This is a genomic window from Methylobacterium sp. CM6257 (genome assembly GCF_054611515.1).
In genome coordinates this window covers 394,445-417,400 of record NZ_CM137735.1, presented here as the reverse complement: position 1 = coordinate 417,400, position 22,956 = coordinate 394,445, and the positions used below count along the sequence as shown (strand labels likewise).

Genomic DNA, 22,956 nt, shown 5'->3' with positions numbered 1-22,956 from the left:
CTGTCGGCGGGCGTTCCGCCGTAGGTCAGCCCGATTTCCAGGATTGGATCGTCTCCCGCAACGAGGAGCACACGGGTATCGGCTGGCGGCGACGTAAGGACGCTGCCTTAAGTTCGGCTTAAGCGAGATGGTGAGGCTGGCGGGATGAGTGCCGGTTCAACCGGGAAGTAAATCACCATGCGGGAGGGGGCCATGGGGCGGAAAGGCAGGAACACCCGCATGGCTCTTGGAGGGCTGATGGTTCTTCTTGCCTGTCCAGCCTGCGCCAGCGACGGTGGCGAGATCGCGCGAAGCGGCACCCAGACTGGCGCACCGGCCTGTGCCGCGTGTCACGGGGATGACGGGGGCGGGAGCGTCAACGATGGCTTTCCCCGTCTCGCCGGCCTTACGGTCGGTTATCTCACACACGAACTCGACAGTTTCGGGGACGGCAGCCGGGAGAACGAGACCATGGGTCCTATCGCCCAGCTTCTGACGTCCGACGAGCGACGAGCAGTTGCCGCCTATTACGCCGGGCTCTCCGCACCGAGGACGGCCGAGGCCTCTGCCCCGGACGGGGCCATATCTTCCCGTGGCCGAAGTCTGGCGGAGGAGGGAGATTGGTCGAGAGGGCTGCCCTCTTGCGGACAATGCCATGGCCCGGCAGGACAAGGCGTTGGCGCCGCCTTCCCTGCGCTTGCCGGCCAGCCGGCCGCATATCTTTCGTCGCAACTCTCCGCCTGGAAGGCCGGAACACGCCATAACGATCCGCTCGGGCTAATGAAGGGGATTGCCGATAAGCTCAGCGATCAAGACGTAGCGGCCGTGTCCGCCCATTACGGAGCCCTGCCGGCTACACAGGTCGGGGGTAAGCAATGAGCCTCACGAAACATGGCGCCGCGCCGCTGACGACTATCCTGGCCCTCGGGCTTACCTTGGCCTTGCCGCAGGTCGGTGCGACAGGGGCCGAGCGAGAGGCGGCCGTCCCCCCATTCATATCGCCGCCGGCTTCGGCAATCCCCGATGACGCCTTCGGCGAGGTCATCCGCCTTGGCGAGCGCATTTTCCACGATACGCCCAACCAAGCTCTAACCTTCGTCGGCAACGATCTGCGGTGCACGAACTGCCACCTTGATCGAGGCCGTCTCAGCAACTCGGCCCCACTCTGGGCCGCCTACGTGACGTATCCGGCCTATCGAGCCAAGAACCGGCACGTGAACACCTTCGCCGAGCGGCTTCAGGGCTGCTTCCGCTACAGCATGAACGGCAAGGCGCCGCCGCTCGGCGATCCCGTTCTGGTCGCGCTGGAAAGCTACGCCGCCTTCCTCGCCCACAGCGCTCCCGTGGGGGTGAAGCTCCCAGGCCAAGGCTATCCGAAGCTGACCAAGCCGAAGGGCCTCGACATCCCCCACGGCCGGGAGGTCTACGCCGCGAAATGCGCACTGTGCCACGGGGAGAACGGCGCGGGCCAAGCGAGTTCTGACGGGACGATCGTCTTCCCGCCGCTCTGGGGCGGCAGGTCCTACAACTGGGGTGCGGGGATGAGTTCCGTCGTCAACGCAGCGGGCTTCATCAAGGCCAACATGCCCCTCAGCCAGGGCAACAGCCTGACCGATGCCGAAGCCTGGGACGTGGCGGCCTACATCGACAGTCGCGAGCGCCCACAGGATCCGCGCTTCAACGGCGACCTTGCTGCGACCCGCGCCGCCCATCACGAAAGCCCTTACGACTTCTACGGTCAGACTGTGGACGGCGTGACGCTCGGAGCCCAATCCTCGCCCGCCGGGACGGTGGCGCGCTGATCCGTCGTCGGGGGCAGACAGGAGGGACTAAGATGAATCCTGAACGCCGCACACTTTTTGCACTCGGTGCCGGTCTCGCGGCGGGGCTTGCCGAAGCCCGTTCCGCCACGACAGCCGGCGCCGCCGAATCGCCGGAGGGGGCGCAGACCTTGGGCGCGCTCTCGGAGTGCTTAGCGAAGGCGCCCCGGCGTCGCGACTTCAAGTCCGTTCCGATAATCCTCGACCGGCCCAACCTCTGGGATCACGAGGCCCTGTCGGCGGTGATTGCCTACCGGGGCGGCCCGCGGCAGGTCTGGGACAACACCGAGATCGGCGGGCCCTGGCTCAACCTGATGCGCAACGCCCTGAACAATCAGGTCTGGTCGTTCCGACACCCCGATTTCCTGGCGGCTTCGGCAACGCACGGCTCGGCCAACATTGCCCTCTACGACCAGGCGATGTGGGACAAGTATCAGCTGACGAAGCTCGCTGGCGAGGCCTTCGCGATCAACACGCTGATCGTGGCCAAGAAGGCGGCGCAGGCAGATGCCGCCAGTTTCGAGGATCCGACGGGCGTGTTCTCGCCGGAAAACAATTCCATCCCCGCGCTGATGGCCCGGGGCGTCGTGTTCCTTTCCTGCCACAACGCGATCTGGGAGCAGGCGGCCGCGCTCATCAAGCGCGACCTCAACCCCGACAAGCTCTCGCACGACGCACTGGCGGCAGAACTCACGAACCACCTGATCCCGGGCGTGGTGCTCACCCCCGGGGCCGTCGGCACGCTGCCCGAATTGCAGCAGGCTGGCTTCCATTACGCGAAGTGAGGCGCGCGATGCCCGGGACAGCCGTGCTGGCGCTCGTCGGAGTGCTCACCCTTGCCTGGGCCACGGAGGCATCGGCGACCAGGCGGCCGATACGCTCGTCGGAGGCGGTATACTTGGAAAACGCCTTCGCCCACGAACTTTGTTCCAGGGACGACCGGAGCTTGAATGCGCTCAACCGCGCTCTGGCGCGCGGCGCCCGACCCAGGGCAGCTCAGGGTCGATATTCGCCGAAGCCGTAGCGGGCAAAGATCGCCTTGGCCTCGTCGCCCATGAGGAAGTCGAGCCAGAGCTTCGCCTCGGCCGGATGGATGGCGTCCTTGACCACCGCGCCGGCATAGATTCCCGTGGCATTCTGGTCGGCCGGAATGTCGACGCGCCCAGTCGGCAATCCAGCCTGTTCCTGGAAGATTGTTTCGGAGCGCCACGTCATGCCAGCCTCGGCGCGCCCCTGCATCAGCCAGACGGGCGTCTGCCGGTGATGCATTCGGGTCAGCAGGGTCGTGCCGCCGGCGACCTTGGTCTCGTAGACCGCCTTTACCAGTGCGTCACCGCCCGCCTTGGCTAAAGCGGCCTTGATCTGGCGGGCCACGCCTTCGAATTCTGGGTTCGGCATGGCGAGCTTGAGGTCCGGCCGGGCGAGATCGGCCAGACCCTTCACCCCGGCCGGGTTGCCCTTGGGAACCATGATTGCGAGCTGGTTCGTGGCGTAGATCGTCGGAGGGCCGACGAGCTCGCCGGCCTCGATCAGACGCTTCACGGCCATAAGCCCCGAGAAATAGACATCGGGCTTAGCCGTCCAGGTCATGTTGCCGACAGTAATGCGCCCGCCGGCCTTCATCTGCCGCGCGAGGAGCCCAGGCGGGATGGTCTCGTAATAGATGCGGCCCTTGAGATCAGTATGTTTCGTCTCGAAGGCCGCCACCAGCGGTGCCATGGCAAAGAAGTAATTGCCGCCGACATAGAGCACGAGGCGAGCATTCGTAACATCGCCGTGGAAATCGGCGAGGTTGTCGGCTTCCTTGACCGTGAATTCTAGTCCCTTGTCCTGGGCGGGGTTGTTGGCGCCATTCTGCCAGGGCGGTAACCGGTCGACCGGGAGTTCTGAAGCGTGGCCCGGCATCACTTGGACGCTCGTCGCGCACGCCATCGCAATCAGGGTCCGCCGTCCTGCTGAGAGCATTGGTTCCTCCGTTGGCGGCTTCGCGCCGCCAGCGTCAAACGAACGTCGATGCCTTGCCACGCCTCAAGACGACGGGACGATCAGGATCCGAACGGAAAAGTCCTTCGGCGGGTGCAGGGTGGAGCGCTGCAAGATGCCCCCGGGACTTTGCCATTGGACTCCCTGAAGGGATGAAGTCTTCGGAAGTCGATGACGGCCACAAGGTCCGGACACATCAGAAATCCAAGCGGTCTCTCACCGCTTCGATGCCCGCAGCGGCGCAGGCGTCGTCCTTGTCGCCCCCCGGCGCGCCCGAGACGCCGACCGCGCCGACAATGCCCCCGCCCGCCTCTATGGGCAGGCCGCCGGCCATGGCTACCACGTTCGGCAACCGGCCGAGGCCGGCATCGAGGCGCTTCGTCTCGATGCCCTTGGCGAATTCGGCGGTGGTGCTGCGGAAGCTCAAGGCCGTGTAGGCCTTGGACGAGGCCGTGGTCGCCGAGGGCAGGCCGGCGAAGCGGTCGCGCAGCAGCACGAGCGGCGCGCCGAACCGGTCCATGACTACGACCGCCACCTGAAGCCCGTCCTCCCGGCACCGCTTCAAGGCAGCTTGGGCGATCTCGAAGGCGATGTCGGGCGAGACCGACTTGTAGGTGACGAGGGCCTCCTCTGCCGCAGCCGGGCGGACGAGGAACAGGCTCGCGAACGCGACGAAGACCGCGCGCCGGCTGATCACCTTACGGCCGTACATAGCTCCACCCCTGCTCCTGCCGCTCCATGATCTGCACCACACCGGATGGGACGATCGTCGCCTGCGGCAGCAGCGTGATCGGATGGCCCTCGGCCCTCTCCATGGCGGTCTTCGTGTTGTTGCAGGCCGAGAACTGGATCTTCGACGGAAAGCCGTAATCGGCGAAGTGCGCGATCCGGTCGGCCACGGTGGACTTGTCGGCCCGGTACATGGCGAGGCCCGGCCCGAAGGCGACGATGTCGATCTCCACCTCCTCGTTCTTGGCGCGGTAGTGATCGACGACGTTGGTGGCGTTGTTGAGCGTCAGGTTCATCGTGGCCGGGTCGGCCGTGTCTACCTGGAACACCACGCGGTGCTGCTTGCCCGCCTCGACGGCTGAGACCGGGGTGGCGGCGAGCCCGGCCAACAGGAGCAGGATCAGGCGTCGGGCGGGCTGTCGCATGGCGGATCCCCGGTCAGGGCCGGACCAGGATATACCCGGCCTCGGCGAGCGTCATGAGTTGCACCACCCCAGCCTCGACCGGGATGGCGTGCGGGTTGAGCGCCGGCCGTTGCCCGGTCTCGCGGGCGATGGTCTCGACGGTGTTCAGGCACAGGTCGAAGCGCACGCCCTGCGACACGAGACTGTCGACCTCGCTCCTCCGGGGGCTCTCCGCCCGCAGGAGGTCGATGCCGGAGCCGAAGGCGACCACCTCGATGGCGACCTTGTCCGGTCCGTAGGCCTTGAGCACGTTGTTGGCGACGCTGAGCACGAGGTCCTGCCGGTGCGGCTCGCGCTCGGAGAGCTGCAGGGCGAGGCGATGCTCGGCGAAGGCCGATACCTCCGGCGCCGGGCCGCCGCCGACGGTCCCGGCCGCTTGTGCGGCGACCGGAGCCAGAGCTGCGCCGAGCAGCAGCCTGCGCGGGAGGCCGGACCGGCTCACGCCGCTCCGCCATAGCCGGGATTGCCCGCGACGCCACCGACCTCGACCGGCTTGTCGGCAGACAGGGTGGCCCTGCCCGAGCGTCCGAGATGGGCCTCCAGCACCTCCCAGACCGGCTTGCCCTCCTGCGTGTTCACCGAGGCCCAGCCCGCCACCTTGTAGGTTTTGGCCGGATCGAGGGGGCCGCCGCCCGTGAGGGTGAGGTTCGAGAGGCGCTTGCCGCTCTCGGCCCCGGGCTCGCAGCGATAGCTCAGGCCGCCGACGCGGACCATGTCACCGCCCTGCTGATAATACGGATCCGGATTGAAGAGGTTGTCGCAGACATCCTCCAGGATCGAGCGGATCTGGGCGCCGGTCATCGGCTGAACGTAGACCTCCGAATAGGTCGTCGCGGTTTGGGCCAGCACGTCGGCGGCCGTGATCTCGCCGCCGGCGAGCGTCGTTGTGCCCCAGCGGAAGCCCGGCGACAGGGAGATCTCCGCGTCGAGCTGCCCGCGCAGGGCGTCGCAGAGCAGGTGGTCCATCGTGCCGGTGAAGTTGCCCCGGCGGTAGAGCAGGCCTTCCGCGCTTGCGACGCGCCGCCCGAACGCGGCCGCGTGCGGGGCTTCGAGGGAGGCGATCAACGCCTCCATCTCGGCATCGGGCTTCAGGAGGTCGGCGAAGACCGGGAGCAGACGGTAGCGGATGCCCCGCAGGGAGCCCGGGGCGAGATCGAGATCGACCACCGCCAGGAACTTGCCGTTCGAGCCGGCATTCGAGACCAGCGTCTTGCCGCCGGAATTCTCCACCGCGACCGGCTCGGGCACCGCGTCGTGGGTGTGGCCCCCGAGGATGAGGTCGATACCGGAGACGCGGCTCGCGAGCTTCAGATCGACATCCATGCCGTTGTGGGAGAGCAGCACCACGGCGTCGACCTTCTCCTTCGCCCGGAGGTCGTCCACCAGGGCCTGGAGTTCGTGGTCGCGGATGCCGAAGGTCCAGTCCGGCGTGAACCGCTTCGGATGGGCGATCGGCACGTAGGGGAAGGCCTGACCGATGATCGCCACGCGGCGGTCGCCGAACGCCTTCACGGCCGCCGGCTTGAACACCCGGCCGGACGCGGAATCGAAGGCCGGCGCCTCGTTGAAGGCCGCCTCCTCCGTGAGGAACACGTTCTGCGCCAGGAACTCGCCCTTGAACCGGTCGAGATTGGCCCGAAGCCCGTCCTGCCCGTAGGTGAACTCCCAGTGGCCGGTCATGGCCTCGATGCCCAGGAGATTGGCAGCCTCGACCATGTCGGCGCCCTTGCGGGCATTCGAGAGGCCGCTGCCCTGCCAGAGGTCGCCGCCGTCCACGAGCATGGCATGGCCGCCGGGCGCCTCGGCGCGCAGCCGGCCGACGAGGCTCCGCAGATGCGCGAAGCCGCCGAGCCGGCCGTAGCGCTTCGCGCCCTCCTCGAAGTCGAGATAGGTGAAGGCGTAGGCCTCGCGGCTGCCGGGGGCGATGCCGAACCGCTTCAGGAACGCCTCGCCGACGAGGTGGGGCGGTCGGCCGCGCATCGCACCGATGCCGATATTGACGCTCGGCTCCCTGAACAGGACCGGCCGCAGCTGGGCATGGGTGTCGGTCATGTGCAGGAGGCGGGCATTGCCGAACGGCTGCAGCTCGTAGAGGCCGGCGCCCGTGTCCTGCGCCAGGGCGCGGCGCCACAGGAACGGCAGTGCCAGGGCGGCGCCGCCGGCCTGGAGGAGTTGCCGCCGGTGCAGGCCGGGGCTCGATGCGTCGAGGTCGCGCGTCATCGGATCACCGCATCCTTCCAGGCGGTCTTCTCCCGCTCGGTCTGGTCGATAGAGGCGCGGGCCAGCGCCTCGGCTTCCTTCGCATTGGCGAGGGCCTCGTCGTAGCGGCCCGCCTCGCTCGCGGCCTTGGCGGCGGCGAGTGCCGTCGCCGTGGCGGGCCACTGGTTCTTGTTGGCGGCGGCCTTGTCGGAGAGCGCCTTGGCCGCTGCATAGGCGTCGTTCGCCTCCTGCGCGCTCGCCGCCAGGGCGGCCGAGCCTGGGAGCAGAAGGAACACGAGGGCGGCGCGCGCGAATGCCGAGATCATGCCGGACCTCACGGACGCGCACCGGGGCCGGAGATCGGCAGCCCGTTGCTCATGAAGGAGAGAAAATAGTCGACGTCGCGATAGAGCGCGTCGTCGGGCGCCAGCGGCGTGCCGCGGACCTGGCTGTTGCAGGACATGTAGCGGCGGGTCGCCGTGCCCATGCCGCCCCATTCGGAGCGGTAGATCGGCAGGGCCGCGGTGATGCCGAGCGCCGGCGCCAGAACCTCGGCGCGGATGCGGCGGCCGGGATTCTGGACGTGGCAGCTCGCGCAGGAGAAGTTGAGCTGCCCCCGGCGGGTGTAGAAGTACTGCTTGCCGGCCTCGTAGGCCGCGAGCGCCCGCGGATCGTCCGGCACCGTGATGGCGAAGGGTTTTCCGCGCGAGGTGAACGCCATGTAGGCGGTCACGGCGGCCATGTCGTCCTTCACGTAGGAATAGGGCGTCTCACCGTTCTCGGTGAGACAGCGGTTGACCGCGTATTCGAGCGTCACGACCTCGCCGAGCTTGGCGTCGAAGCGCGGATAGGTCTGGCGCACACCGATCCCGCCATTCTCAAAGCAGTCGGCGAAGGTCTTGCCGTTCTTGAACCGTGTCTCGAACAGTTCCTTGCCCTTTTCGACGGCGAAGTCATAAGGAGGAAATTCTTCTTTCTCCTCCCATTGCTTGCGCATGCCTTCGTCCATCGAATACGGCCCGTTCACGAAGTCCTCGTGCTTCACGTTCGGGAATTTCTCGTAGAAATAGGCCTGGAACGCCTTCATATCGGCCTTCGGATCGACGGCGTCGGCGGCACGCGCCCCGGCGATGCCGCAGACGGCGAGGCCGAGGACCAGGGCGAGCCCAGCCGCCGGAGCGTGGCGGGCACTCATCCGATCTTGGCGACGGACGAATCCGTCTTGCCCATGTTATCGGTCCAGGTGACCTTGAGCTCGTCGCCCTTCTTGGCCCCGGAGAACTTGAACTTCAGGTATGGGTCCTTGGAGACCGCCGGCCCCCAGAAGGCGGTGAGCACCACCTTGCCGTCATGCTCGAAGGTGACGGTCTCGATGTAGTGCGGGGGGATCAGCTCCCCCTTCGCATCCTTCACGTAGCCGGAATCCATGGGATGCTGGATGAGCGACTGGACATCGGTCTGGTCGCCGCTGGCGGTCGCGCGCACGCGGATGGTCGATGGCATCTGTGTTCCTCCCGTCGTGTGATCGTCGTCAGCCGCCGCAGCCGCCGACCGTGACCTTCACTTCCCTGGTCGCGCTGTAGAGCTTGCCGCCGGCCTCCACGACGGCGATGACCGGCGTTGTCTTGGCCATCTTCAGGCGGCTCGCCACGGTGGGCGGCGTGCCGGGTGCGAACTTGTACAGGGCGGCCAGCGCGCTCGGGTTCTCGGCGACGAGGATCGCGATCGCGGTCACGTCCGGCAGGTCGGTGCTGACCGACACCGGTACAACGGCGCCGTTCTCGGCGATCTCGGGAGCGTCGAGCTTCACCTTGTCGGAAGCCGTCGCCGCCTGCCCGAACAGCGTCTTCACGGCGTCCGCCTCGCCCTTCTGCTTGAAGGCATCGGCGGGATAGGCGGCCGCGGTACTGGCCGAAGCCCGGAGCGGGAAACCGAAGCCGGTCACCGCCAGAACGCTCCCGAGACCCGCCGCCCGGAGGACGAAGCGACGGTCGAACATCTTGCTGTCATAGGCAGCCATGACGGCCTCCCTTTCAGTACGAATACAGGTACTCGACGACGGACCGGATCTCCCGGTCGGAGAGGAGCAGGTTCCGCCCGAACGGCGGCATCACCGTCGCCGGATTGCGCAGGGTCTCATCGCGGATGATCGCGACAACGTCCTCGCGGTTCGGGTAGCGCTCCTTCAGGCCCGCCAGGGACGGGCCGATATTGCCCGGCAGGTCGCCGCCGGGAATCGCGTGGCAGGACAGGCAGTTGCCCCGGCCGCGGTCGAACGCGATGGCCTTCCCCTCGGCCGCATCGCCCTGCGCCAGGGCGGCTCCCGCTGGGGCGAGGATCAGGGCGGCGGCCAGGAGTGCCGTGACGGGATGCCGGCGCATGGAGGCCTCCTTCGGGAACGTCATTTCGGCTGCATGTCGTCGAGGGGCCCCGTGGTGCGCGGGGTCAGGGTCTTGCCCTCGGCGGTCGAGGTGATGGTGACCGCCTTCGGATCGCGGCAATTGGTCATGCACGGCTCGGCGCGGGTGTCGGGCCGCGGATCCTCCCAGGTGAAGTTGTCGTGGTTGGGCATCCTGACCTTGGGCAGACTGTCCTTGTCGGCCACGAAGTCGCCGGGAACGAGGTTGTTGAGGTTCAGGATGTAGGCGGTGAGCGCGTAGACCTCGTCCGGCGTGAGGCTGCGCGGGTTCGGGAACGGCATCGCCCGGCCGATGTAGTCGTAGAGGGTCGCCGCGAAGGGCCAGTAGCTGCCCACTGTCGGCTCCGGACGATCCGCCTTCAGGGTGCCTTCGCCGCCCGCGAGCTTCGGCCAACGGTCGACACCCTCGCCGAAGGTGCCGTGACAGGCTGCGCATTTCTCGGCGAAAACCTCGCTGCCCTGATCGACGCTGCCCTTGCCGGCCGGAAGACCGAGGCCGTCCTGCCCGCGCACGTCGATGTTCCAGGCGTCAATCTGCGCCTGGGTCGGGCGCGTGCCGTAGCCGTAGAGAGGCTTGTCCCCGGCCAGGGCGGGGCCTGCGAGCGCGAGGAGCGCGCTGACGGCGAGAAGGGCTTCAAGCGGTCTGGACATCGAACACGCTGCCATCCGGCTTCACCTGCCAGGTCTGGATCGAGTTGTTGTGGTAGACGGAATTCACGCCGCGGATCTTGCGCAGATCCGCGATGGTCGGCTGCACGTAGCCGGTCTCGTCGATGACCCGGGATTCCAGCAGGGCTGGCTTGCCGTCCCACTGCCAGGGCAGGGAGAACCGGGTCAGGGCCTTCGACAGGACTGGCTCATGCAGGCTGGCGGCCTGCCAGTTGACACCGCCGTCGAACGACAGGTCGACCCGCTTGACCTTGCCGTTGCCGGTCCAGGCGAGGCCGCGCACCTCGTAGAGGCCCGGCTTGCCGAGCGGTTTCTCGGGGCAGGGAAAAGTGATGACCGACTTGGCGTCGATGCTCCACGTAAAGCCCCGGGATGTTCCGTCGGGCATCAGGTCGGTGTACTTGGAGGTCTCCTCGCGGGTGTACCACGGCTGGTCGCCGATCTTGATACGGCGAAGCCACTTGACGCTGACGTTCCCCTCCCAGCCCGGCACCACGAGGCGCAGCGGATAGCCTTGCTCGGGCCGCAGCGCCTCGCCGTTCTGGCCGTAGGCGATGAGGCAATCGTCCAGGCACTTGGACAGCGGCAGAGACCGGTTCATGTGGGCGCCGTCCGCGCCCTCGAACATCACCCACTTGCCCTCGGGCTTCACGCCGACCTCCGCGAGCAGCGTCGAGAGCGGCACACCGGTCCATTCGGCGCAGGAGATCATACCGTGGGTGAACTGGAGGGAGTTGAGCTGCGCCGCGCGCCACTCCATGCCGCCATTGGCCGGGCACTCGATGAAGTGGATGCGCGAGACGGACGGGTAGCGGACGATGTCGCTCATGGAGAGCAGCAGCGGACGCTCCACGAGGCCGTGGATCATCAGGCGGTGCTGCTCCGCGTCTACGTCGACCCGGCCGGCATGGTAGCGCTCGAAGAACAGGCCGTTGGGCGTGAGAATGCCCTTTAGATCCTGGATCGGCGAGAAGCTGATTGAGGATTCGGTGCCTGCCGTCAGCCAGGGCACGTTGCGGCGTATCACGCCCGCTTCCTGCGCGGCAGGCTGGCCGTAGGGCCTGTCCACGACGCCGGCCCCGAGGCTCTGCGACCAGGGGTATTCAGCCGGCGGCCCGGCGTCCCCGGCGCTGACCAGAGTGGGCAGCGCTGCCCCGCCGGCCCCGGCTGCTGCGAGGCGCAGGAAACTCCGGCGGCCAAGGGAATGGGCAAGAGATCGCGTCGACGCTCCGCCCCGCGGCGTGCGCCCGTCAGCCCGGTTCGTCACCGGCTTCCTCCCGAATTGACCGGCTTCTGCCGTTTCACTAGGGCTATCCAGCCGCCTTCTATCAGTCAATACTAAAGTTAGAAAAACCTGATATACGGGTCATCGCGGTGTTGTGGCGCTGTGCTGACTGGCCACGGCGCCGCGTTCGGGCAACCATGGTGACACCTTCCCCTGCCCAACGCGATTGGGCCAAGCCGGTTTTGCGAGACCATGCAGGCGACTACGATCGACGAGACGACCCTGGATGCCTTCGCGGAGCAGGCCGCTGAGGCGGTGCGCCTGTTGCGCCTGCTCGGCAACGAGCACCGGCTGATGATCGCCTGTTTGCTGATCGTGCACGGGGAACTGTCTGTCGGCCAATTGGTCGAGGAGCTTCGGCTCAGCCAGTCGGCCCTGTCGCAGCATCTTGCGCGGATGCGGGAGGATGGGGTGCTGACATTTCGGCGGGAGGCCCAGACGCTCTACTACAGCGTCAAGGACCCGAACGCCGTCGCGGTGATCGGGCTCCTGAAGCAGCTCTACTGCAAGGACTTGTGAGGATGATCCGGCGGGCCGCGTTGATCCTGGCTGTCCTGCTCACAGGGTCGGCGTCGGCTTCTAATTACGCGCCGATCAGCAGGCCGCTCACCGTCGCGCAGGTGCCTGGCGAACCGGTCTATTACAGCCTCGGAAATACCGGCGTGCCGAGCCAAGCCAACGAGGGCAACACCTCGAATGGCGGCTTCGTGGTCACAGACGAGGGGGTGGTGGTTTATGATGCCCTCGGTACGCCGAGCCTCGGCTGGGCGCTCCTCGAGCAGATCCGGAAGGTCACGGACAAGCCGGTGCGCTACGTCGTGGTGAGCCATTATCACGCCGACCACATCTATGGGTTGCAGGCCTTCAAGGACCATACAGGCGCCGTCGTCATCGCTCAGGAGCGGGCTGCGGAGTACCGCGAGAACGACGAGACCGCCGACGAACGGGCCGACGCCCGCCTGCGCCAGCGGCAGGGAGCGCTTTCTCCCTGGGTCGACGAGCACACGCGGATCGTCCCGCCCGACGTCACCTTCGCCGAGCGGCTGACCCTCACGCTCGGCGGCAAGCGCTTCGTGCTGCTCTATGCCGGGCCCGCCCATTCGGCGAGCGACATGATGATGATGGTCGAGCCGGACGGCGTCCTGTTCGCGGGCGACATCGTCCAGAACGGCCGCATCCCGCACATGAACAGCGACGACGTCGATACCGGCCGCTGGCTGGCGGCCCTGAAGCAGGTCGAGAGTTTGAAGCCGCGCTTCATCATCCCCGGTCACGGCGAGCCTTCGACCGAGGCGGCGAAGGCTATCGCCTTCACGGCGGGCTACATCGCTGATGTCCGGCGGGTCATGAAGGCGGCGGTCGACACTTGGACCGATTTCGACGTCGCATATCGGGCCGCCGACTGGTCGGCCTACGATGCGCTCCCGGCCTTCACCGCCAACAACCGTGGCAACGCCTACCGGATCTTCCTGGAACTCGAAGGCGCGAATTTCGGCGACGGCAAGAAGCCCGAACCCTAGGCGGTCATACCTGCCGCTCCACCAAGTAGTAGAGGCCGGCACGTCCCCCGAGGGCGATCGACGCCAGGGCGATGGCCGACCCGGTCGACAGCGTCGCGATCCCGGTGACGCCCTGGCCGATGGTGCAGCCCAGCGCCGTGATGCCGCCGGTGCCCATCAGGAACGCGCCGACGATGTGCCGCCGCAACTCGCCCACATCGTCCGGCGCCTCCCAGCGGAAGCGCCGCGCCTGCCGCGCCTCGATGAACGCCCCCATGAGCACGCCCAGGACCGAGGCGATCCCGAAATCCACCTGCATCCCGGAGGCCAGCATCGCGAAGAGCACGGTGTCGCCGACCGGCCGGGCGAAGCTCAGCGACATCGGCCGCTCGGTCCCAAAGGCATCGAACCCGGCGAATCCTGTCGCCCACCAGCCCGCGGTCACACACAATCCGATCACGACCGCCGCCGCGGCGAGCTTCCGGTCCTTCCGGAAGGCTTTATCCGCGAGGGCGTAACCGGTGAGGAAGACGGCGCAGGCGACCGCGAGGAGCATCGATGCGGGTTGCCCGACGCCGAGCAGGTCCGGAAGGAGTTGCAACCGCCCGCCGGGTATCGCCACGTAGAGAGGATCAATCGCCATCACCCGCACGACGGCGGTGAGCCCGCGCATCGCCATCACCGCCGAGACGGCCGCGACGAGGAGAGCGACCAAAGCTTTCAGATCCCCGCCGCCGAGCCGCAGGAGATTCCCGAAGGCGCAATTGCCGACGAGTGCCATGCCAAACCCGAAGGTGAGGCCGCCGAAGACCAAGGGGCCGAGTTCGAGTTGGGATGAGGCGTACAGCGTTCGGTGGAGTGCTAGCCCGTTCAATTGAAGGCCATGGACCCCGACCATTGCCACGGCGATGGCCAGCGCCCAGGCGCGCAGACGCCGTGTATCCCGGCCATAGACGGCATCCTCCAGCGCACCGAGCGTGCAGAAGCGGCCGCGCCGCGCTGCAAAACCGAGCGCAAATCCGATGCCGAAACCTAGGACCGCACGAATGAGATGCGGCTCCATCCTTCCTCCTATCGCCTCGCCGAACTCGATCGGCTCGGGTCTCATTGAGCTCAGGAAGCTTGAAGGCTCGGCTTAAGGGAAGCTTATGAGGCTGCTTAGGAGGAACACTCAGCCGCGGATCCATAGGACCAGAGGGCCGTCCTCCGATGATGCGGGCGGTCGCGAAATGCGGTCAACGCCCCCGCACATGAATTCCCGGCAGTTGCTGTGTCTGCTTGCAAGTGACTGTCCTGATCAGTCAGGTGACCGCTTCGGACGCGAAGCCGAACGACCGGTCCGGCGTGCGATGGCGCTCCCCCGTGACGTAGTCTGGCCGAAAGCCGCTGGTCCGCTTCGACGCGGTCCAGGCCGGAAAGCGGCCGTTCGCGCGGCACTGGCTTAACGACAAAAATCGACCCCTTTTCGGGCCTTCGCCAGGTCTGCTTACCGACAGTCGGATCAGGCGCAAGCGACCAAGCCTGGCCAAGAGCCGCGTTTCGGGCCGATAGGCTCCACGGGACCTGTGGGCGAAGCCACCCTCAATTTAGCATTTTGAGTATGCGGCGCTGCAGGCGCGAGGCGTAAGCTGGCCCGCACAGCTGCCGCCCCTGAGACGCGGTGTCAGAAGGACGATTCGAAATGGGATGGTCGCTTCCGATCGGTGTGGTGAAGGGCACCGTTATTCGGGTCCACATCACCTTCCTGCTCTTCCTTGTCTGGATCGGCATGGCGGCCTTCGCCCGGGGCGGCCAGGATGCCGCCCTGCAGAGCATCGTCTACATCGTGCTTTTGTTCCTTTGCGTGTTGCTGCACGAATTCGGGCACGTCTTCGCAGCCCGACGCTACGGCATTCAGACGCCGGACATCACGCTCCTGCCCATCGGCGGCGTTGCTCGCTTGGAGCGCATCCCCGAGAAGCCCGCGCAGGAACTCGTCGTGGCGCTCGCCGGGCCCGTGGTGAACGTTGCCATCGCAGCCGCGCTTTTCCTCATCCTCGGCGGGCTGGCCTCGGACGCCGGAACCGAGGTTGCCAACCCCGGCGTCAGCCTCCTGGAGCGCCTGCTCTGGGTGAATCTGTTCCTTGTGGTGTTCAACCTGATCCCGGCCTTCCCGATGGACGGGGGTCGCGTGCTGCGCGCCATCCTCGCTTACCGTCTCGGCTATGCCCGAGGCACTCAGATCGCCTCACGCGTGGGGCAGGCGCTTGCCTTCGCGTTCGGCTTGGCAGGGCTGCTCGGCGGCAATGCGCTGCTGATGTTTATCGCGCTGTTCGTCTACCTGGGGGCCGCCTCAGAGGCCCATGCCGTTCAGATGCGGCAAGTCTCCCGGGGTCTGCTGGCGGCGGACGCGATGATCACGCGCTTCGAGAGCCTGGGGCCGGCCAGCGTGGTGGAGGACGCGGTGCGCTGCCTCATCGCCACGACGCAGCATGAATTCCCCGTCGTGGATGACACCGGGCGATTACGTGGTGTGCTCACCCGAGACGACATGATCCGCGCCCTTCGTGAGCGTGGTCCGGAGACGCCGGTTCTGGAGGTGATGCGTTCCGACATCCCGGTGGTGCGCGACCGTCAGCTGCTGGAGGACGCACTACAGTTGATGCAGCAGAAGCAGCTGCCCGCTGTCGGTGTTACCGATGGAGCAGGTCGGCTTGTCGGTCTGATCACGCCTGAGAACGTCGGCGAGATGATGATGGTGCTGTCTGCGCGCCCTGAGAGGCGACCGCCCCTCGTGCCCCGCGTGCGGCCCTCTGCGTGAAGGTGAACATGCGGCCGTGAAGCTTGGTCGTTGGTCTGACCCCGTCGGTTGGCTCGCACCGCCACCATGATCACAGATTTGCGCGGGATGTGGTCGTCGTCTCGACCGAGGCTGGCCGAAAGCTGCCGGTCCGTTTCGGAGTTGGCAAGGCGGTGAGGCGGACATTCTGCGCGGCTTAGATGAATGCCTCAGAGTGACCCCTCACAGACCTTGAGCTTCGCCGCAGCAAACAGGCACGCGTAGGCAGGCAATACGCCAGCTGCGCGGTCATCCAGGCGCCGCGCCTACGTAATGGCCCTTAAGCGGCCCCGCTTAAGATGCCGTCCGGAATTTCGTCGCCGCCATACCTCAGGCATTCAAGCTGTCATCCAACACGGATGAGGAGCAAACCGATGCCGAGCGCGATCTCCCTGCCCCAGCCCTCGCAGGCAGCCGTGAGCTTCGATGCGCCGGTCGGCGACATCCGCGGAAGCGCTCACTTCGCGGGCTGCCCGGAGCTCATCGGGACGCCGTTCGCCTACACCCGCGAGGAGGAGATCTACGGCGAGGGCGAGGACGCCGAGTTCGTCTACAAGGTCGTCGAGGGCGCGGTGCGCACCTACAAGGTCCTGAGCGACGGCCGCCGGCAGATCACCGGCTTCCACCTGCCGGGTGACCTGTTCGGCTTCGAGCAGGAGGAAACCCACCGGCACACCGCCGAGGCTCTGTCCGAAACAAAGGTGCTGATCTTCAAGCGCCGCCAGATCGAGCGTGCCGCGACCCATCGCGCCGAGGTCGCTTGCCAGCTCTGGAGCATGGCAACGAACAATCTGCGCCACGCCCAGGATCATATGCTGCTGCTCGGGCGCCGGTCGGCCACGGAGCGCGTCGCCTCTTTCCTGATGGAGGTGGACGAGCGCCTCGGCGGCACCGGCACCTTCACCCTGCCGATGACCCGACGCGATATCGCCGACTACCTCGGCCTGACCATCGAGACCGTGTCGCGCACCATCACGCAACTCGAAGGGGACGGCGCGCTGCTACGCAGCAGCATCGGTGGTCGGCAGGTCAGCCTCCGCCGCGGCCGGATGCGTCGCGCGGTCGAGGACTGAGTTGATCGCTAATGACAGCTGGTGGCAGCGAGGCACGTATGACGGCAGGGCAGCGACGGGCTTGGCGGAGCATCCTCGGCGCCGCAGCCATTTTGGCCACGGCGGATTTGACATCGCGGCTTGCCTACTCGGATGCGGTCGTCGCGGCGCAGGTCGAGGCTGCCGTCAGCCGTGCCAATGATGACATGGCGCTCGCCACCCGAGAGGAGCCACGCATCGTTTACCCGCGTCCGCATCAGCGGTTCGCGGCTGGCCCGTGAGAGTGTGTCCCTCATAGGACACCAACCCCCCCGCTCCCGCGAGGACACCTCCCGTCCTACGCACCGATTGTGGTGCCGAGCCGTACCATGCGGATCCGCGACGCATGACGCCCTGGACGGCGGCCTGTCCCTTGGCCCGGCAGCCTTTACTTCGTCCGCGGAACGACCGGTCCATGCCGCTTGGATCCGGCGGCGGTTTGTCATCGCAGCCACACCCGCCCTAATCGAGGTCGCCCCATTGCCTGTCTGACACTGTCACGGGCGAGCGCGTCGGACCGGCACCGGGTGGCGCGGCAGGCTGCCCTACTGGCAGGTGGCCGTCCCGCTTGCCGGGTTCTGCTCCGGTTTGGTCGCGCAGGAGGTAGGTGTTCGATGCGCTCGCCGGAGCGCTCCGGGTGCGCCGCGCAGAGGGTGTGCTGACCCAACTCTAGCAATTTGCGCTGGATCAACGAGAATCACGCTCCTGGCTGCTTGAATAGCCAAGCTCGAGGAGGCAGCCACGTTGGCACAGACCCAGTTATTCGACCCCTACAATGTGTTCCTGCGCAAGCACAAACCCGGCCTGTGTTGTGCCGTGCGTGAAGACATGCCGATTCCGACCTTTCTCAACCCGGAGAACTGGTCCTACGGCTACACGGCTCGGAGCAAGGCGGATCTGCCGGTCGGCTTCCAGCGTGGTGCTGCCCGCGATGCGACAGGCCGGCTTGGCTTCTACCTCTTCCAGGACGTCTGTGCCTGATCGAGCCGCGGAGCTGCCGCGATCAGTGTTGCGGGCCAGCACGATCCGCGGCCGGCCCTGTGCGGGCGGTCTCGATGGCACAGAGCAGATCCGGCGACAGCGGCTTCTCGACCAGCGGCAAGCCTGCTGCTTTCGCGCGCTTGCGGATCAGCGGATCGGGATGCCCCGTGGTCAGCACGACAGGAGCCTCGACGTCGAGCTCGCGCAACCGGCGGAACACCTCCACTCCGTTCAGGCCCGGCATCACATAGTCGAGCACCACGCAGCTTGGCTCAGGGCCCGGGAAGGCTGAGAGCAGTTCTGCTCCGCTTCGGAACGCCGAGACCGTGTAGCCTTCGCCCTCCAGCAGGAAACGAAGCGCGTCCAGCACAGCTGGATCATCATCGGCGATGTAGATCGGCACGGTCGTCGTCCTTGAACGGGCTCGCTGCGCACGCGGGCTCCGTCACCGCGCGAGCGTCATCTTCGATCGCCAATCTAGGCCGAAGGCCGGCCAGCAGCCTTGATCTCACTCAAGCGGGTCCAAGGCCGGCCAACACCGACCAGCGCACCAGTTCGGACAGGCTGCTCGCCTGGGTCTTCGCCATGAGCTTGGCCCGGTAGATCTCGACGGTGCGCGGGCTGATCTCGAGCGCGCGGCCGATCTCCTTGCTGGTGCCGCCCGCGACCAGATGGTCCAGAACCTGCCGCTCGCGCTCGCTCAAGGTACCCACCCGGCGGACGAACTCCCGAATGGCAGGATCTGCGGATGGAGACGGCTGCCCTTGTTCGAGAGCCGAACGAAGCGTCTGAAGGAGCGCCTCATCGCCGAACGGCTCACATGAGGAGTCGATGTGCAAGGGATCTCATCCGGTCATGAGTGATCTCCTGGCGTGTTCCAGATCGCAGGTCCGAGCCCGATGGGTGAAGCGGCCGCAGCGGACGCGCTCAAGCTCACATGCGGTCGCCGATCGATCTCGGCTGCACCATGATCCCGCATCCGGCGGGCCGAGCTCAGGAGGACGAGACCATTCTTAACTGCGGCGGCTGAGGCCATACCGTTCGTCGGTTCGTCCACCTGGATCCGCCAAGGCTTCTCGTGCCTCGGTGGATTGAGAGGGATTGCAGTCGCTCTCGGTCAGACGCTCTTCATCGCAGCGCCCTCGATGACCACACCTGCCGTCACATACTTCCAGAGCGCGACGAGAAGCTTGCGGGCGAGAGCCACGATGGCGATCTTTTTCATGCGCCCGCCGGTGCGCTTGACCCGGTCGTGGTACCAGCGCGACAGGGCCGAACCTGGCTGATGGCGGAGCCAGAGCCAGGCCAGTTCGACAAGTGTCGCGCGCAGGCGTGGATTGCCGGCCTTCGACACGCCTTGCTCGTGATCAATCGAGCCACTCTGCCAAGGCGTTGGCGCCAAGCCCGCGTAGGCGGCAAGCTGGCGACGATTCTCAAAGCGCCGGAACAACCCTTCAGACCAGAGCACACCGGCAAAGCCGGGACCGACACCTTTCAAGTCGAGAAGCATGGCCGCTGCCGCACGCTGTGGTGTGGCCGCACGCTCGGCCGCCACGAGTGCGTCGCGCGCGGCGCGCACGTCATCGATCTGCTCGATCAGCAGCTCGATAAGACCGAGTTCGCGTTCGATCATCGCCTTGAGGTACCGCGGGAGCGGCCGGCCATCGCCGGTCCGCAACGCCTCAAGCCGTTCGCGCCTGTCCGACCGACGGGGATCGTAGTCGGTGATACCCTGCGCAAACAGCACGCCTCGGAGCCGGTTGACGTGCCGGACACGCTCGCTGATGAGCGTTCGAAGTTCGCGGCACAGCCGGCGGCGATCCTCCTCCTCAGGCGTGGGCGCCCGGACCATCGCGCACACGCGCGGCTCTCCGCGCTTGTAGGCCAGCAGCGTACGGACCAGGGCTTCGCCATCGATCCGGTCGGTCTTGGCCCGTCGCCTGCGCCTTGAGGTGGCGACGGAGGCGGCGTCAACAACGTGGCTCTCGATGCCCTTGCCCTCGAGCACGCGGTGCAGCCAGAAGCCGTCGAGCCCGGCCTCCTGGATCACCACGACGGGGAACAGCTTGCCGGTGCGCGCCCGAGCTCGCGCCCGTAGGTCAGCCAGTCGGCTGAGCAGGCCCGCGGCATCACCACCGCGCACCACGTGCCGGGACATCTTCTGGCCGGCTCCAGGAGAGAGCGACGTCACCAACCACGTTGCGCGGCTGAGTTCGAGCGAGACGAAGATCGCCGCGAGATCGACCCGGATAGGCTCGGGCGCACCGCCAACATCAGGAGAAAGGCTCACGTTCACCTCCATGAAGAGCGTCAGGCCGTCCATCCTGCTGAAGCGCCGCCTGATCGCCACCTCCTCATGGGATCTTCTCGATGAAGTCGCAGGCCCCGAGCTTCATCGCCTCGACCGCCAGCGGCACATCGCCGTATCCCGTCATCAGGACCACCGGGAGCGGGTTTCCCACCGTCCGCAGATGACGCAGGAGCTCCAGGCCGTCCATGCCGAACATGCGTATATCCGACAGTATGCAGCCACCTCCCAGATTCGGTAGGGCGGCCAGCAGCGCCTTTGGGCTGTCGTAGAGCCTGACCTCGAACCCCGTGCTGGCCAGCAGGAATCCGACGGCGCCTCGGACCGCCGCGTCGTCATCGACGACATGCACGAGGTCAACCATCGCCCAACTCCCGCTCATGCACGGCCGGGAGCGTCAGGCGGAATGTCGCCCCCCCGAGTCGGTTGCGCTCGACCGTGAGTTGCCCGCCATGCGCCTCCGCGATGGTCCGGCAGATTGACAATCCCACGCCCATCCCGGTCGGCTTCGTGGTCACGAAGGGCTGGAACAGCTTGTCGGCTACGGCCTCCGAAATGCCCGGTCCAGTGTCCGAGACCATGATCTGGATCATCTCCTGGGTGACGGGCTTTGCCTCGACGATGAGCTCGCGCTGTTGGCTCTCCTGCATGGCCTCGCGCGCGTTGCGCATCAGGTTGACCAGGATCTGCTGGATCTGCACGCGGTCGGCCAAGACGGACTGGACCCGCGGGTCGAGCCTGACGTGAGCCGACACGCCCTGCTCGCGCGCTCCCACCAGCGCCAAGGCGCTGGCCTCCTCGATTAGTCTGGAGACAGGCTCGATCCGCTTCTCCGCCTCGCCCCGCGAGATGAACTCACGGAGCCGCCGGATGATCTGGCCGGCCCTGAGCGCCTGCTCGGCCACTTGGTCGAGCGCCTCCTTCGTTCCCGGTGGAACGGTCACACCTTCCCGGTCCAACAAGCGGCGGCAGCCCTTGGCGTAGCTGCTGATTGCCACAAGTGGCTGGTTCAGCTCGTGCGCGAGGGTGGAGGCCATCTCGCCCATGGCACTCAGACGTGAAACCTGGGCGAGCTCGGACTGGAGTTCCTGCAGCTGTGCCTGGGTCTGGTGCTGCTCAGTCAGATCATTGATGAAGCCGGTGAAGAAGACCTGCTCGCCCGAGCGCATCTCGCCAATGGCTAGGTCCATCGGGAAGGTCGAGCCGTCCCGCCGCTGGCCGGTGACCACCCGTCCGATGCCGATGATGCGGCGTTCTCGGGTCCGCCGGTAGCGCTCAAGGTAGCCGTCATGCTCGCTCCGCATCGGCTCGGGCATGAGCAGCTTGACGTTGCGGCCGACCGCCTCATCCGCCGTGTAGCCGAACAGGCGCACGGCGGCCGCGCTGAAGGACTGAATGACCCCTGCCTCGTCGATGACGATCATCGCCTCCGGGACGGTGTCGAGGATGGATTGCAGATGTGCCTCGCGGGCCCGCAGCTCCGCCTCGGTCCGCTTCTGCTCCGCTTGCGCCCGCTTCTGGACGTCGATGCTGAACATCACGCCCCGATGCCGGACCGGATGACCGGCCGCGTCGAGCTCTACCTGCCCGCGCGAGCGGATCCAGCCCGTCTGTCCGTCGGGGCGCAGGATGCGCAGGTCGACCTCGTAGGTCCCACCCTTCTCAAGCGCGTGCTGGATCGCCTGCGTGCGTTTCTCCCGATCGTCGGGGTGAATGATCTCCTGCAGGGCGGCAAGGCTGGTCAGCTGCTCGGGTGGCACACCGAGCAGGCGAACACACGTCTGGGACAGGGTGACTGTGCCTGTGGCCGGCTCCAGCGACCACGTGCAGATCCCGGCCGCCTCGAGCGTCTCGCGCAGCTCTTCGGCGGACAGGGCCGGTGCCGTGACAGGAGGCGTGCCGGTCGGATCAACCGTAGGCGGCATCGCGGCCACTCGGTTCGTTCAGGTTCGCGCGAAGCGACATAGATCGAACAACCTGCTCCCAGAAGAGAATGGGTGAAGCAATCAGGTTCACCCAGCGCATCGGCAGCCGCCCGTAACAATCCGGAGTTGTGCCCAGATGACAACCCAAACGTCAACGTGGCGCATAGCTGCCATATCGCAGCAGCAAAGCCCCGTCTGCTTCCACGTAACTTTCTCAAACTCGGCGGCCCTCCGGCTGGCGGCCAAGATGCTCACGGCGGCGCGCAGCCGGATAACCGCTGCGGCCACTGCCCGCCGCCCGCCTGCTGAACAGCAAGAACCAACAGTGGCAGGAGCGATCCCGCTGCGGGACGTCTGTGATAGTCTTCGCGGCGCACCATCAAGTTACAGACGACGCCCTTTGCCCTACCGGGATGGCTGCCGTGTCATTGCAATGCTCATCGCTCCAAGCTGGAAAGATAGCGGATCACATCCTCCACTTGGCCTGGGTCAAGCTGGAACTCTGGCATGCTCGGATGGCCCGTCCGAATACCCTCGGCCAGCGCCTCGGCGAGGTCGGTGACGGGATAGCGCGTGTGCAGATCACGGAAGCGGGGCGCTTCTGCCAGCGGGCTCTCGCCCGTGCGGCCGACCGCGTGGCAGCGGGCACAATGGGTCTGCACGAAGATACGCCCTCGCTGGACATGGGGATCCTCGGCCGCCTCGGCGGTCCCCGTGCACAGGGTCAGGATCGTGAAGAGTCCCGCTCCAGCCAGGGCGGAGGTGGAAACGCGCATACAGGCCTCCT

26 protein-coding genes and 2 pseudogenes are annotated in these 22,956 nt (G+C 66.7%); 9 read left to right on the top strand and 19 right to left on the bottom strand.

Annotation, left to right across the window (positions count from 1 at the left end; translation table 11 throughout):
• Positions 1 to 177: 177 nt before the first annotated feature.
• From ACYCO6_RS02065 to tetH, 3 genes are read left to right on the top strand one after another with little or no spacing between them, the layout of a single operon-like run.
• On the top strand, positions 178 to 858 hold the full coding sequence (locus tag ACYCO6_RS02065) for a c-type cytochrome (protein WP_459768846.1): 681 nt from the start codon (positions 178 to 180) through the stop codon (positions 856 to 858).
• The gene (locus ACYCO6_RS02060) at positions 855 to 1,781 is read left to right on the top strand and encodes a c-type cytochrome (protein WP_459768844.1); all 927 of its coding nucleotides are present in this window, start codon (positions 855 to 857) and stop codon (positions 1,779 to 1,781) included. Before ACYCO6_RS02065 ends, ACYCO6_RS02060 begins: the two co-directional genes overlap by 4 nt.
• A 32-nt stretch (positions 1,782 to 1,813) precedes the next feature.
• The gene (gene tetH / locus ACYCO6_RS02055; RefSeq protein ID WP_459768842.1) at positions 1,814 to 2,584 is read left to right on the top strand and encodes a thiosulfate dehydrogenase; all 771 of its coding nucleotides are present in this window, start codon (positions 1,814 to 1,816) and stop codon (positions 2,582 to 2,584) included.
• A gap of 211 nt (positions 2,585 to 2,795) precedes the next feature.
• Here tetH and ACYCO6_RS02050 read toward each other — a convergent pair whose 3' ends face one another.
• The 12 genes from ACYCO6_RS02050 to soxC form a co-directional block, all read right to left on the bottom strand.
• Positions 2,796 to 3,704 carry a molybdate ABC transporter substrate-binding protein gene (locus tag ACYCO6_RS02050; RefSeq protein WP_459773403.1) on the bottom strand — a complete coding sequence of 303 codons (909 nt, stop codon included), beginning with the start codon at positions 3,702 to 3,704 and terminating at the stop codon, positions 2,796 to 2,798.
• A 274-nt stretch (positions 3,705 to 3,978) separates the two neighbouring features.
• The gene (locus tag ACYCO6_RS02045) at positions 3,979 to 4,494 is read right to left on the bottom strand and encodes a GlcG/HbpS family heme-binding protein (RefSeq protein WP_459768839.1); all 516 of its coding nucleotides are present in this window, start codon (positions 4,492 to 4,494) and stop codon (positions 3,979 to 3,981) included.
• Positions 4,481 to 4,936, bottom strand: a complete 456-nt coding sequence (locus ACYCO6_RS02040) for a DsrE family protein (RefSeq protein ID WP_459768837.1) — start codon at positions 4,934 to 4,936, stop codon at positions 4,481 to 4,483. Before ACYCO6_RS02040 ends, ACYCO6_RS02045 begins: the two co-directional genes overlap by 14 nt.
• Before the next feature lie 13 nt (positions 4,937 to 4,949).
• Positions 4,950 to 5,417: a DsrE family protein gene (locus tag ACYCO6_RS02035; protein ID WP_459768835.1), complete on the bottom strand. Its 468-nt coding sequence runs from the start codon at positions 5,415 to 5,417 to the stop codon at positions 4,950 to 4,952.
• The gene (gene soxB, locus ACYCO6_RS02030) at positions 5,414 to 7,195 is read right to left on the bottom strand and encodes a thiosulfohydrolase SoxB (protein WP_459768833.1); all 1,782 of its coding nucleotides are present in this window, start codon (positions 7,193 to 7,195) and stop codon (positions 5,414 to 5,416) included. Before soxB ends, ACYCO6_RS02035 begins: the two co-directional genes overlap by 4 nt.
• Positions 7,192 to 7,500 carry a hypothetical protein gene (locus ACYCO6_RS02025; RefSeq protein ID WP_459768831.1) on the bottom strand — a complete coding sequence of 103 codons (309 nt, stop codon included), beginning with the start codon at positions 7,498 to 7,500 and terminating at the stop codon, positions 7,192 to 7,194. Before ACYCO6_RS02025 ends, soxB begins: the two co-directional genes overlap by 4 nt.
• Before the next feature lie 8 nt (positions 7,501 to 7,508).
• Complete coding sequence (gene soxA, locus ACYCO6_RS02020; protein WP_459768828.1) at positions 7,509 to 8,369, bottom strand: sulfur oxidation c-type cytochrome SoxA; 861 nt, start codon at positions 8,367 to 8,369, stop codon at positions 7,509 to 7,511.
• On the bottom strand, positions 8,366 to 8,677 hold the full coding sequence (soxZ, locus tag ACYCO6_RS02015; protein ID WP_459768826.1) for a thiosulfate oxidation carrier complex protein SoxZ: 312 nt from the start codon (positions 8,675 to 8,677) through the stop codon (positions 8,366 to 8,368). Before soxZ ends, soxA begins: the two co-directional genes overlap by 4 nt.
• A 28-nt stretch (positions 8,678 to 8,705) precedes the next feature.
• A complete protein-coding gene (soxY, locus tag ACYCO6_RS02010; RefSeq protein WP_459768824.1) occupies positions 8,706 to 9,194 on the bottom strand; it encodes a thiosulfate oxidation carrier protein SoxY in 489 nt (162 codons plus the stop codon).
• A gap of 13 nt (positions 9,195 to 9,207) precedes the next feature.
• A complete protein-coding gene (soxX, locus tag ACYCO6_RS02005) occupies positions 9,208 to 9,555 on the bottom strand; it encodes a sulfur oxidation c-type cytochrome SoxX (RefSeq protein ID WP_007562708.1) in 348 nt (115 codons plus the stop codon).
• A 20-nt stretch (positions 9,556 to 9,575) separates the two neighbouring features.
• Positions 9,576 to 10,244 (bottom strand): c-type cytochrome, encoded by a 669-nt coding sequence (locus ACYCO6_RS02000; protein WP_459768822.1) that lies wholly within the window; start codon positions 10,242 to 10,244, stop codon positions 9,576 to 9,578.
• On the bottom strand, positions 10,228 to 11,445 hold the full coding sequence (soxC, locus tag ACYCO6_RS01995; RefSeq protein ID WP_459773401.1) for a sulfite dehydrogenase: 1,218 nt from the start codon (positions 11,443 to 11,445) through the stop codon (positions 10,228 to 10,230). The genes ACYCO6_RS02000 and soxC overlap by 17 nt, the downstream gene beginning before the upstream one ends.
• Positions 11,446 to 11,739: 294 nt before the next feature.
• Here soxC and ACYCO6_RS01990 point away from each other — a divergent pair, with 294 nt between their 5' ends.
• Together ACYCO6_RS01990 and ACYCO6_RS01985 are read left to right on the top strand one after the other, a co-directional pair.
• Positions 11,740 to 12,066 carry an ArsR/SmtB family transcription factor gene (locus ACYCO6_RS01990; protein ID WP_007562714.1) on the top strand — a complete coding sequence of 109 codons (327 nt, stop codon included), beginning with the start codon at positions 11,740 to 11,742 and terminating at the stop codon, positions 12,064 to 12,066.
• A 2-nt stretch (positions 12,067 to 12,068) separates the two neighbouring features.
• Positions 12,069 to 13,067 carry an MBL fold metallo-hydrolase gene (locus ACYCO6_RS01985; protein WP_459768819.1) on the top strand — a complete coding sequence of 333 codons (999 nt, stop codon included), beginning with the start codon at positions 12,069 to 12,071 and terminating at the stop codon, positions 13,065 to 13,067.
• A gap of 4 nt (positions 13,068 to 13,071) precedes the next feature.
• On the opposite strand, the gene ACYCO6_RS01980 is transcribed toward ACYCO6_RS01985, so the two are convergent.
• The gene (locus tag ACYCO6_RS01980; protein ID WP_459768817.1) at positions 13,072 to 14,109 is read right to left on the bottom strand and encodes a YeeE/YedE family protein; all 1,038 of its coding nucleotides are present in this window, start codon (positions 14,107 to 14,109) and stop codon (positions 13,072 to 13,074) included.
• A 618-nt stretch (positions 14,110 to 14,727) separates the two neighbouring features.
• Between ACYCO6_RS01980 and ACYCO6_RS01975 the strand changes: the two genes are divergently transcribed.
• From ACYCO6_RS01975 to ACYCO6_RS01960, 4 genes are all read left to right on the top strand, one after another.
• Positions 14,728 to 15,846 carry a site-2 protease family protein gene (locus tag ACYCO6_RS01975; RefSeq protein ID WP_459768815.1) on the top strand — a complete coding sequence of 373 codons (1,119 nt, stop codon included), beginning with the start codon at positions 14,728 to 14,730 and terminating at the stop codon, positions 15,844 to 15,846.
• A gap of 392 nt (positions 15,847 to 16,238) precedes the next feature.
• Complete coding sequence (locus ACYCO6_RS01970) at positions 16,239 to 16,937, top strand: cyclic nucleotide-binding domain-containing protein (protein ID WP_459768813.1); 699 nt, start codon at positions 16,239 to 16,241, stop codon at positions 16,935 to 16,937.
• 38 nt (positions 16,938 to 16,975) lie between these two features.
• Positions 16,976 to 17,197 (top strand): hypothetical protein, encoded by a 222-nt coding sequence (locus ACYCO6_RS01965; protein ID WP_459768811.1) that lies wholly within the window; start codon positions 16,976 to 16,978, stop codon positions 17,195 to 17,197.
• A gap of 502 nt (positions 17,198 to 17,699) precedes the next feature.
• Positions 17,700 to 17,936, top strand: a complete 237-nt coding sequence (locus ACYCO6_RS01960) for a hypothetical protein (RefSeq protein WP_459768809.1) — start codon at positions 17,700 to 17,702, stop codon at positions 17,934 to 17,936.
• A gap of 22 nt (positions 17,937 to 17,958) precedes the next feature.
• On the opposite strand, the gene ACYCO6_RS01955 is transcribed toward ACYCO6_RS01960, so the two are convergent.
• The 6 genes and pseudogenes from ACYCO6_RS01955 to ACYCO6_RS01930 form a co-directional block, all read right to left on the bottom strand.
• Positions 17,959 to 18,339, bottom strand: a complete 381-nt coding sequence (locus ACYCO6_RS01955; RefSeq protein WP_459768806.1) for a response regulator transcription factor — start codon at positions 18,337 to 18,339, stop codon at positions 17,959 to 17,961.
• A gap of 109 nt (positions 18,340 to 18,448) precedes the next feature.
• Positions 18,449 to 18,754 (bottom strand): annotated as a pseudogene (locus tag ACYCO6_RS01950) (LuxR C-terminal-related transcriptional regulator); the annotation flags it as partial.
• A gap of 299 nt (positions 18,755 to 19,053) precedes the next feature.
• Positions 19,054 to 20,238 carry an IS110 family RNA-guided transposase gene (locus ACYCO6_RS01945; protein ID WP_459773400.1) on the bottom strand — a complete coding sequence of 395 codons (1,185 nt, stop codon included), beginning with the start codon at positions 20,236 to 20,238 and terminating at the stop codon, positions 19,054 to 19,056.
• 61 nt (positions 20,239 to 20,299) lie between these two features.
• Positions 20,300 to 20,608 (bottom strand): annotated as a pseudogene (locus ACYCO6_RS01940) (response regulator); the annotation flags it as partial.
• Positions 20,601 to 22,169 (bottom strand): PAS domain-containing sensor histidine kinase, encoded by a 1,569-nt coding sequence (locus ACYCO6_RS01935; RefSeq protein ID WP_459768803.1) that lies wholly within the window; start codon positions 22,167 to 22,169, stop codon positions 20,601 to 20,603. The gene ACYCO6_RS01935 and the pseudogene ACYCO6_RS01940, both read right to left, overlap by 8 nt.
• Positions 22,170 to 22,606: 437 nt before the next feature.
• Positions 22,607 to 22,945: a c-type cytochrome gene (locus ACYCO6_RS01930; protein WP_459768801.1), complete on the bottom strand. Its 339-nt coding sequence runs from the start codon at positions 22,943 to 22,945 to the stop codon at positions 22,607 to 22,609.
• Between the last annotated feature and the right edge of the window lie 11 nt (positions 22,946 to 22,956).

What these genes read in the sequence shown, in the direction of transcription:
- ACYCO6_RS02065 (WP_459768846.1), top strand. Translation starts at nt 178, where the DNA reads ATGCGGGAGGGGGCCATGGGGCGGAAAGGCAGGAACACCCGCATGGCT.
- ACYCO6_RS02060 (WP_459768844.1), top strand. Translation starts at nt 855, where the DNA reads ATGAGCCTCACGAAACATGGCGCCGCGCCGCTGACGACTATCCTGGCC.
- tetH (WP_459768842.1), top strand. Translation starts at nt 1,814, where the DNA reads ATGAATCCTGAACGCCGCACACTTTTTGCACTCGGTGCCGGTCTCGCG.
- ACYCO6_RS02050 (WP_459773403.1), bottom strand. Translation starts at nt 3,704, where the DNA reads ATGCCGGGCCACGCTTCAGAACTCCCGGTCGACCGGTTACCGCCCTGG.
- ACYCO6_RS02045 (WP_459768839.1), bottom strand. Translation starts at nt 4,494, where the DNA reads ATGTACGGCCGTAAGGTGATCAGCCGGCGCGCGGTCTTCGTCGCGTTC.
- ACYCO6_RS02040 (WP_459768837.1), bottom strand. Translation starts at nt 4,936, where the DNA reads ATGCGACAGCCCGCCCGACGCCTGATCCTGCTCCTGTTGGCCGGGCTC.
- soxB (WP_459768833.1), bottom strand. Translation starts at nt 7,195, where the DNA reads ATGACGCGCGACCTCGACGCATCGAGCCCCGGCCTGCACCGGCGGCAA.
- ACYCO6_RS02025 (WP_459768831.1), bottom strand. Translation starts at nt 7,500, where the DNA reads ATGATCTCGGCATTCGCGCGCGCCGCCCTCGTGTTCCTTCTGCTCCCA.
- soxA (WP_459768828.1), bottom strand. Translation starts at nt 8,369, where the DNA reads ATGAGTGCCCGCCACGCTCCGGCGGCTGGGCTCGCCCTGGTCCTCGGC.
- soxZ (WP_459768826.1), bottom strand. Translation starts at nt 8,677, where the DNA reads ATGCCATCGACCATCCGCGTGCGCGCGACCGCCAGCGGCGACCAGACC.
- soxY (WP_459768824.1), bottom strand. Translation starts at nt 9,194, where the DNA reads ATGGCTGCCTATGACAGCAAGATGTTCGACCGTCGCTTCGTCCTCCGG.
- soxX (WP_007562708.1), bottom strand. Translation starts at nt 9,555, where the DNA reads ATGCGCCGGCATCCCGTCACGGCACTCCTGGCCGCCGCCCTGATCCTC.
- ACYCO6_RS02000 (WP_459768822.1), bottom strand. Translation starts at nt 10,244, where the DNA reads ATGTCCAGACCGCTTGAAGCCCTTCTCGCCGTCAGCGCGCTCCTCGCG.
- ACYCO6_RS01990 (WP_007562714.1), top strand. Translation starts at nt 11,740, where the DNA reads ATGCAGGCGACTACGATCGACGAGACGACCCTGGATGCCTTCGCGGAG.
- ACYCO6_RS01985 (WP_459768819.1), top strand. Translation starts at nt 12,069, where the DNA reads ATGATCCGGCGGGCCGCGTTGATCCTGGCTGTCCTGCTCACAGGGTCG.
- ACYCO6_RS01980 (WP_459768817.1), bottom strand. Translation starts at nt 14,109, where the DNA reads ATGGAGCCGCATCTCATTCGTGCGGTCCTAGGTTTCGGCATCGGATTT.
- ACYCO6_RS01975 (WP_459768815.1), top strand. Translation starts at nt 14,728, where the DNA reads ATGGGATGGTCGCTTCCGATCGGTGTGGTGAAGGGCACCGTTATTCGG.
- ACYCO6_RS01970 (WP_459768813.1), top strand. Translation starts at nt 16,239, where the DNA reads ATGCCGAGCGCGATCTCCCTGCCCCAGCCCTCGCAGGCAGCCGTGAGC.
- ACYCO6_RS01965 (WP_459768811.1), top strand. Translation starts at nt 16,976, where the DNA reads ATGACGGCAGGGCAGCGACGGGCTTGGCGGAGCATCCTCGGCGCCGCA.
- ACYCO6_RS01945 (WP_459773400.1), bottom strand. Translation starts at nt 20,238, where the DNA reads ATGGAGGTGAACGTGAGCCTTTCTCCTGATGTTGGCGGTGCGCCCGAG.
- ACYCO6_RS01935 (WP_459768803.1), bottom strand. Translation starts at nt 22,169, where the DNA reads ATGCCGCCTACGGTTGATCCGACCGGCACGCCTCCTGTCACGGCACCG.
- ACYCO6_RS01930 (WP_459768801.1), bottom strand. Translation starts at nt 22,945, where the DNA reads ATGCGCGTTTCCACCTCCGCCCTGGCTGGAGCGGGACTCTTCACGATC.